At 65.2% G+C, this 3,812-nt stretch carries 4 protein-coding genes; all 4 read left to right on the top strand.

The features are described 5' to 3' along the window. The coding region (locus AC5JJ6_RS03290) for a RelA/SpoT family protein (protein WP_496040676.1) at window positions 1–1,896 on the top strand (1,896 nt) is incomplete at its 5' end. Window positions 1,897–1,998: 102 nt separating this feature from the next. Beyond that, window positions 1,999–2,553, top strand: coding sequence for a DUF2062 domain-containing protein (locus AC5JJ6_RS03285; RefSeq protein WP_496040675.1), 555 nt, complete (start codon window positions 1,999–2,001; stop codon window positions 2,551–2,553). Continuing rightward, on the top strand, window positions 2,550–3,341 hold the full coding sequence (locus tag AC5JJ6_RS03280; RefSeq protein WP_496040674.1) for a pyridoxine 5'-phosphate synthase: 792 nt from the start codon (window positions 2,550–2,552) through the stop codon (window positions 3,339–3,341). Before AC5JJ6_RS03285 ends, AC5JJ6_RS03280 begins: the two co-directional genes overlap by 4 nt. Next, on the top strand, window positions 3,338–3,790 hold the full coding sequence (gene acpS, locus AC5JJ6_RS03275) for a holo-ACP synthase (protein WP_496040673.1): 453 nt from the start codon (window positions 3,338–3,340) through the stop codon (window positions 3,788–3,790). The genes AC5JJ6_RS03280 and acpS overlap by 4 nt, the downstream gene beginning before the upstream one ends. Window positions 3,791–3,812: the final 22 nt, after the last annotated feature.

The raw sequence follows: 3,812 nt of genomic DNA, 5'->3' as shown, positions 1-3,812 counted from the left end.
GGCGACATAGCCAAGCTGGTCGATGGCGTGACCAAGCTGTCGCGGATCGAACTCCAGAACATCGAGACGCAGACCGACCAAGCCAAGCAGGCGGAGAACTTCCGGAAGCTCGTGCTGGCGATGTCGGAGGATATCCGCGTCCTGCTGGTCAAGCTGGCCGACCGCGTCCACAACATGCGGACGCTTTACCATCTCCGAGACCCGGAGAAGCGCAAGCGCATCGCTCGCGAGACGCTGGAGATCTACGCCCCGCTGGCCGAGCGGATCGGCATTCACAAGATGAAGGACGAGCTCGAAGACCTCTCCTTCGCCGAACTGAATCCCGACGCCCGCGACAGCATCCTGGCGCGCCTGTCCTTCCTGCGGACCGCCGAGGGCGGTCTGGTCGGCCGCGTGCTGGATGAACTGCGCCACACCCTCAACGAACACGGCCTGCCCAACGCCGGCGTGACGGGGCGCGAGAAGACCGCGTACTCGATCTGGCGCAAAATGCAGCGCAAGAACGTGGCTTTCGAGCAGCTATCCGACATCATGGCGTTCCGCGTCATGGTCGATTCGGTGGAGCAGTGCTATCAGGCGCTGGGCGTGATCCACGCTCGCTACCCGGTCGTGCCCGGCCGCTTCAAGGATTACATCTCGACCCCGAAGCCGAACGGCTACCGCAGCATCCACAGCTCGGTGATCGGACCCGAGCGCCAGCGGATCGAGGTCCAGATCCGCACCAACGATATGCACGAGGTCGCCGAACTCGGCGTCGCCGCCCATTGGGCCTACAAGCAGAACAGCCAGCGCACCGAAGGCCGCCAGTACCGCTGGCTGCGCGAGCTGCTCGACATCCTGGAGCACGCGCAAAAGCCGGAAGAATTCCTGGAGCACACCAAGCTAGAGCTGTTCCAGGACCAGGTCTTCTGCTTCACGCCCAAGGGCGACCTGATAGCTTTGCCGCGCGGCGCCACGCCGGTCGACGTCGCCTATGCGGTCCACAGCCAGATCGGCGACACCTGCGTCGGGGCCAAGGTGAACGGCCGCATGCTGCCGCTGCGCAGCCAGCTTCAGAACGGCGATCAGGTCGAGATCTTTACGTCGAAGGCCCAGACCCCGTCGCCGACCTGGGAACGCTTCGTCGTCACCGGCAAGGCGCGGGCGCGCATCCGCCGCTTCATCCGGACGCAGCAGCGCTCCCAGTACATCGACCTCGGCAAGGCGCTGCTCCAGAAGCTGTTCCGCCAGGAAGGCTACGAGTTCACCGAAAAGGCCGTGGAAGGCGTCATCAAGATCTTCCAGGCGTCATCGGTCGAAGACCTGTTCGCCAGCGTCGGTGCCGGCCTCCAGTCGGCCCGCGAAGTCTTCAACTCGGTCTTTCCCGGCCACAAGCCTCCGCCCGACCGCGACGACAAGGTCGTTCCGATCAGCCGGTCGGCGCGCGCCAAGGGCAAGCGGGACAACCCGCTGCCGATCCGAGGCCTGATCCCGGGCATGGCCGTCCACTACGCCGGCTGTTGCCATCCGCTGCCCGGCGACAGGATCGTCGGCATCGTCACCACCGGCAAGGGCGTCACGATCCACACGATCGACTGCGAAACGCTGGAGAGCTTCACCGATACGCCGGAGCGCTGGATCGACGTCGGCTGGGACAGCGGCGGCGACGCGATCGAGCATGTCGGCCGCATCAGCGTCATCATCGCCAACGAGGCCGGCAGTCTCGGGACCCTGTCGACCGTGATCGGCAAGAATGGCGGCAACATCACCAACCTGAAGATAACCAGCCGCAATACCGACTTTTTCGAGATGCTGATCGACATCGACGTCAAGGACGTCAAGCATCTGACCAATATCATCGCAGCTCTTCGGGCGACTCCGGTCATCAATTCGGTCGATCGGGCACGTGGGCGCTGACTGAACGTGTCGTCGCCTCCATATAGACCGCATGGCGCTTCCTTCGGGAAGCTCCATTTAAAAGAAGTCCCGTGTTGTCCGAAAGTGTGATTTCCACATCCCATGTTCCGCCGCCGCATCCAGCATGGTTGGTACCGTCGCATCCGCGACTTCTTCTGGCCGCGGTCAGGATGGCGGCGTTCGTCGACCTATGTGGCGCACCGGATCGGGCGGTTGCCGGGAACGCCCTATTCGATCGCCGCCGGCTTCGCCTGCGGCGCCGCCGTATCCTTCACGCCGCTGATCGGCTTCCATTTCGTCCTCGCTGCCCTTCTGGCTCTCCTCGTCCGGGGCAATCTTTTGGCGTCGGCCCTGGGGACGGCGGCCGGGAACCCGTGGACCTTTCCAGCCATCTGGTTGGCGACCTACCGCCTGGGGTCTATGGTGGTCGGGCAGCCGGCGGAAGGTCTGACGCCGGAGCGGCTGACACTGATGCTCATCGTCGAACAGCCGGGGCAGGTCTTCCTTCCCATGATGGTCGGCGGCACCCTGACGGGTATCGTCGCGTGGGTCGTCTTTTTCTTTCCCGTGCGGGCGGCCGTTTCGGCTTATCGTGCGCGAAGCCTGATGCGTCGGACGAAGAAGGCCCGGCACCGCAAGCTGGAGCTTGAAGCATGAAACGCTCTCTGCGCCTCGGCGTGAACATCGACCACGTTGCCACGATCCGCAACGCGCGCGGCGGTTCCCATCCGGACCCGGTAAGGGCCGCCCTTGCCGCGGCCCGGGCCGGCGCCGACGGGATCACGGCCCATCTTCGGGAAGACCGGCGCCACATCACAGACCGCGATATCGAGCGCTTGGCGAACCAGATCGAGCTGCCGCTGAACCTGGAGATGGCCGCCACGAGCGAGATGCTGGGCATAGCGCTGCGCCACCGGCCGCATGCCGCCTGCATCGTGCCCGAACGCCGGGAAGAGCGAACGACCGAAGGCGGGCTGGACGTGACCGGCAACCGCGAGACCCTGGCGCCCATGATCCGCGACCTGAGCGCCGCCGGTATCCGCGTGTCGCTGTTCATCAATCCCGATCCCGCCCAGCTGGATGCGGCGGCTGTACTGGGCGCCCCCGTGGTCGAGCTTCATACCGGCGCCTACTGCGACGCGGAGACGGACGCCGCCCGCGCTTATGAGTTCGAGCGCATCCGCATCGCGGCGGCCCATGCCGAAGCGATAGGATTGGAATGTCACGCCGGGCACGGCCTCAGCTTCGACACGGTGATGCCGGTCGCCGCCATTCCGACCATAGTGGAGCTGAACATCGGCCATTTCCTGGTCGGCGAGGCCATCTTCGATGGGCTGGACGGCACCATCAGGCATATGCGGGCGTTGATGGATCGGGCGCGGGCGGAGTCGCGCAACGACTTGGCTGCCGCCCCTGACGAACGCAGCGCCCGGCAAACATCATGATCCTTGGAATCGGAAACGACCTCATCGATATCCGGCGCATCGAACGCACCCTGGAGCGGTACGGCGAGCGCTTCCTCTACCGCGTCTTCACCGATGTCGAGCGGCGCAAGTCCGACCGGCGCAACCAGCGGGCTGCCAGCTACGCCAAGCGTTTCGCGGCGAAGGAAGCCTGCGCCAAGGCATTGGGAACGGGGCTGAACCGAGGTGTCTACTGGCGCGACATGGGCGTGGTCAATCTTCCCGGCGGCCAGCCCACCATGAAGCTGACGGGCGGCGCGCTGGAGCGCTTGAACCAGATCACGCCGCCCGGCATGACAGCCGTCATCCATCTTACCTTGACCGACGACCTGCCTTTGGCGCAAGCCATCGTCCTGATCTCGGCGATACCCGCTGCCGGCCAGCCCAACACCGGACAATCCGGCAGTGGATCGCCCGCCACCCAAACCTGAACGCCACGGAGCAGCCGCCCTC

It is taken from the genome of Skermanella sp. (genome assembly GCF_059503625.1).
This window is presented reverse-complemented; position numbering and strand designations above follow the sequence as displayed.